General features: G+C 54.1%; 3 protein-coding genes. All 3 read right to left on the bottom strand.

Annotation, left to right across the window (positions count from 1 at the left end):
• Positions 1–721, bottom strand: a 721-nt coding sequence (locus QZ279_RS15080) for an aspartate/glutamate racemase family protein (RefSeq protein WP_293452422.1), incomplete at its 3' end; no start/stop codon positions are given.
• Between the two features lie 15 nt (positions 722–736).
• Positions 737–1591 carry a lysophospholipid acyltransferase family protein gene (locus QZ279_RS15075; protein ID WP_293452419.1) on the bottom strand — a complete coding sequence of 285 codons (855 nt, stop codon included), beginning with the start codon at positions 1589–1591 and terminating at the stop codon, positions 737–739.
• A 5-nt stretch (positions 1592–1596) separates the two neighbouring features.
• The gene (locus QZ279_RS15070; protein WP_293452417.1) at positions 1597–4998 is read right to left on the bottom strand and encodes an indolepyruvate ferredoxin oxidoreductase family protein; all 3402 of its coding nucleotides are present in this window, start codon (positions 4996–4998) and stop codon (positions 1597–1599) included.

The raw sequence follows: 4998 nt of genomic DNA, 5'->3' as shown, positions 1-4998 counted from the left end.
CCTTGCCTGACCCAATGAAATCAGGCCGGCGTTCCAGATAATCAGCAAGGCTTTCAGCCACCAGATTAGCTTGACTGAAGACTTTCACACCTTCGCCTAAGGCCGCTTGGAATTCTGCCTGCATCAAAGGGTAATGCGTGCAGCCTAAAATGGCGGCTTGTGGGGCAGGCATCTTGCGTTTCAACGCGTCCACGTGGCTGCGCACCAAGGCCCCCGCTAGGATCATATCGCCGTCCTCGATGGCATCCACAACGCCGCCGCAGGCTTGAGCCTCGACATCCACACCAATCGCACGAAACGCGAGTTCACGCTGGAACGCACGGCTGGATACGGTTGCAGGTGTCGCAAACACAGCGACCTCTTTGACGGCGACCTCACGTGGTGGCGAATTATCGCCCCACTCGCGTTCAGTCAGCGCCTCAATCAGCGGAACGAACACACCTAAAACGCGCTTGCCCTGTGGCACGCCTGCTTCCTGCATACGCCGCAAAGCCGCCGCAGAGGCCGTGTTACAGGCCAAAATCACTAGATCGCAGCCGTTGTTCCACAAGTACTCGACAGCCGTTTTCGTCAGTTGATAAATGTCATCAGGATTGCGCACACCGTAGGGCGCATGGGCGCTGTCGGCGTAGTATACAAACGGCGTATCCGGCAAACGCGTGCGGGCCGCGTCAAGCACGGTCAAACCGCCCAAGCCACTGTCAAAAATCCCAACTGCCATGCTGTGCCCCTTTATTTAACGCTTTTGCGAAAAGTCATAGCCGTACCGCGATGCATCAATCGGCTTTAAAGATAGCTCATACGTGGATCGTCGCAGGAAATCCATCATTTCACGCGTGTCTTTTTCACGTCGCTTCATTTCGTCTGGATTGATCGGTTTTCCGATAGCGACGCGCACAGGCGTATCAACGCGTTTGCGAAACTCGTTGATCAACAAACCAAAGCGCAAGCTTGTGTGAAGATGGCTCGCGATTTGAAACATGCGGCTGGTGTGGCCCTCGAAATAAATGGGGACGACGGTCGCATTCGACTTGGTGATTAAACGTGCCGTGAACGCACCCCATTCAGGATCAAGCGGATGGCCAAGTGCATTAGACGCTGTCGAAACCGTACCGCCGGGAAAAACTCCAATGGCACCGCCCTGTCCTAAATGCACGCGCGCTACTTTGCGGGTTTGTATGTTCACCATTTGCGCAGCTTTGGTTGCCTCAAAGGCAACGGGTAAAACCATGTGCGTTAACGTATCAGAGTTCTGGAAAACATCATTAGCTAATATGCGAAAATCACTGCGGACCCGTGCCAAAATCAAGCCCATCATCATCCCGTCAAGAATTCCGTAAGGATGATTTGCAATCACGACCAGCGGGCCAGTCTTTGGAATATCGGCCAATGCACCAGAGATCACGTCAAGGCTAAGCCCATAAGCCTGAACTGTACTTTCCCAGAAATCGGCATCCCCGATCCCCGCCCCGCGCTTGATAAGTCCCAAACGTCCCGTCGCATTTTCAAGCGTGCGCACGACCAATTGGCCGGCGCGCGTTTCGGCACAGTGCGCATATGACACTTTATTGGAGGCCACACCGCGCAGCATTTCGATTACTCGGCAGCCTGCGCCAAACCTGCCCCACCCGCACGGATCACACTTAGCAATTCCTCACGCCGCTTCGACGCTTTGCGTTCATTTGCTTCTTTCACCATACCAAAACCACGGATCGAGATCGGTAACTCTGCAAGCGCAACAACCGCATCCATCGTGTTGGCATCGGCTTTACCAATCGCCATTGTCATATCCGCTTCATATTGCGTGATCAATGCGCGCTCCATCTTACGTTCAGCGGTGCGCCCGAAGGGATCAAGCGGAGTGCCACGCAGGTGCTTCATCTTGGCAAGTAATTTGAAACCACGCAGCATATTTGGTCCGAATTCTTTCTTCATGGGTCTAAAATCAGCCCCCGTCTTGGTCATCATCGGCGGTGCAAGATGGTAAGTGACTTTCAAATCACCCTCGAATGCCTCGGCAGCCTTTGCAGCAGTGTCCAGATGCAAACGAGCAACCTCGTATTCGTCCTTATACGCCAGCAGCTTGTGATACCCTGTCGCGACTGCCTCTTTCAGGCGCACATCCTCAATGGCGTCCAAAAACTTGCGGTACCGTTTCGCAAGACGTTTGCTTTGATAAGATGTCAAATGATCCGCTCGAAAGGTAATCTTTTCCTCTAAGGATTTAGGTAAGTTCACCACATTAGGCGCCAGTAATTTACCTGCGTCCTCAGGATGCAAAACCGCCCAACGCCCAACATCAAAGGCATAAAGGTTCTTTTCAACAGCCGCACCGTTCATGCGGATCGCTTCTTGCAAAGCGTCCAAAGACAGTGGGATCAAGCCACGCTGCCAAGCCGCTCCAAACACCAACATGTTGGAGAAGATCGCATCCCCCAAAATCACTTTCGCCAGATCGGACGCATCAAACAGATCAACACGGTCCCGCAAACGCGCCTCTAATGCCAGTTGCATCTGCGCCGTGGGCAGTTTGAATTCTGTGTCGCGTGTGAAATCACCTGTGATGATCTCATGGCTGTTCACAACCGCGCCTGTTTGACCCTCTTTCGTCAGGCCCAGCGTGGCTGATCCCGCGCTGACCACCAGATCACCACCGATCAACGCGTGGGCTTCTCCCGTTGCGACGCGGATCGCAGAAATGTCCTCAGGACGGTTCGCCAGGCGGCAATGGATATGCACCGCACCGCCCTTCTGTGCGAGGCCCGCCATTTCCATCATGCCAGCGCCTTTTCCATCCAATTGTGCCGCTTGCGCAAGCACGGCGCCAAGCGTCACAACACCCGTTCCGCCAACGCCCGTAATGACGACATTATGCGTTCCATTGATCGATGGCAGGTCTGGCATAGGCAGATCAGGCAAATCCAAAGATGCCGTGGCGGCTTTGCGCGGTGTGCCACCTTCAACGGTTACAAACGACGGACAGAAACCTTTGACGCAGGAAAAATCCTTGTTGCAGCTAGATTGATCAATCGCACGTTTACGGCCCAACTCGGTTTCAAAAGGCACGATCGACACACAGTTGCTTTGCACGCCGCAATCGCCGCAACCTTCGCAAACATCGGGATTGATGAACACACGCTTATCAGGATCAGGGAACAAGCCACGTTTGCGACGGCGCCGTTTTTCTGCAGCGCAGGTCTGGATATAAAGGATCACAGACACGCCAGACGTCTTGGCCAATTTTTCTTGCACGCTTTGCAATTCAGCGCGCTCGTGCATCGCGATGCCGCTTGGAAACGCACTCGCCTGCACATCCTCTTTTTCGTCATAAACGATCTTAAGGTTCTGAACACCCATCGCCGCGATTTCACGCGCAATGCGGGCCGCATCAAGACCTCCATCATTCCCCTGCCCACCGGTCATTGCGACCGCATCGTTGAACAGGATCTTGTAGGTCATGGTCGTGCCCGCAGCCACAGCCGCGCGGATTGCTTGGATGCCGGAGTGGTTGTAGGTGCCATCGCCAATATTCTGGAATACGTGATCGCGCGTCGAAAAAGGCGCTTCACCAATCCAGTTCGCGCCCTCGCCACCCATATGCGTGAAACCCAGCGTATCGCGGTCCATCCATTGCACCATGAAATGACAGCCGATCCCCGCATAGGCGCGACTGCCCGTCGGTACTTTGGTAGAACTATTATGTGGACAGCCTGAACAAAAATACGGCAAACGCGCGGCCAATTGCGGTGCGTTATCAGCGCGACGCGCTTCATCCAGTGTTGCAAGTCCCGCCTTGATGCCGTCTGTGCCACAGCCCTCATCCGTCAGGACGGACCCAAGATTTTCTGCAATCATGATCGGCTCAAGCGCACCACGCACTGGGAACATCTCGACGCCTTCACGTTTTTCGCCGTAAACGCGCTGCCCCGCGCGATCATCAAACAGCGCCTCTTTGATCTGCACTTCGATCAACTTGCGCTTTTCTTCGACCACAACGATCAGATCAAGCCCATCGGCCCAAGCACGAAACCCCTTTATATCCATCGGCCAAGTTTGTCCGATCTTATAGGTGGTCAAACCAATGCGCTCGGCCTCTGCTTCGTCGATGTTCAGCAAAGACAGTGCATGGGTCAGATCGAGCCAGTTCTTACCTGCAGCGACAAGTCCAATCTTTGCACCTGTTTTGCCCCAAATGCGTTTGTCCATTTTGTTGGCGTGGCTGAACGCTTCGGCCGCTTGGCGTTTGAAATCCAGCAAACGCGCTTCTTGTTGGTAGCGATCATCGACCAGACGGATGTTCAAACCACCTTCGGGTAAATCAAACTCTGGGTTCACAAAATCCAAGCGATGCGGATCACCATTCACAACGGACGTGACCTCAACCGTGTCTTTCATCGTTTTCAGACCGACCCAAACACCCGCAAACCGCGACAGCGCATAGCCGTACAATCCGTAGTCCATCATTTCCTGCACACCCGCAGGGCTCACGATTGGCATATAGGCGTCGACCAAAGCGAACTCGGACTGATGCAAGACCGTACTGCTTTCGCCCGTATGATCATCACCCATCGCCATAACGACACCGCCATTAACGGACGTGCCTGCCATATTGGCATGACGCATCACATCGCCTGTGCGATCTACACCAGGGCCTTTGCCGTACCATAGACCGAAGACGCCATCATATTTACCCTCGCCGCGCAATTCAGCCTGTTGCGCGCCCCAAAGCGCCGTTGCGGCCAAATCCTCGTTCAGCCCCTCTTCGAATTTCACATCAGAAGCCGCTAGAAATTTGGCCGCGCGCGTCATTTGGAAATCGACAGCCCCCAAGGGTGACCCACGATAACCTGTTACGTAACCCGCTGTGCTCAAACCAGCCCGCACATCCCGCGCCTTTTGCATCAACATCAAACGCACAAGCGCCTGCGTGCCATTCATCAAAACCTGCGACTTCTCCAAGTCGAATTTATCATTCAGAGATGTTTTCTGCAGACTCAT

This window comes from Planktotalea sp. (assembly GCF_018607965.1).
Lineage (GTDB): Bacteria > Pseudomonadota > Alphaproteobacteria > Rhodobacterales > Rhodobacteraceae > Planktotalea.
Note: the sequence above shows the minus strand (reverse complement) of the source record. Positions and strands in the feature narration are given on the sequence as shown.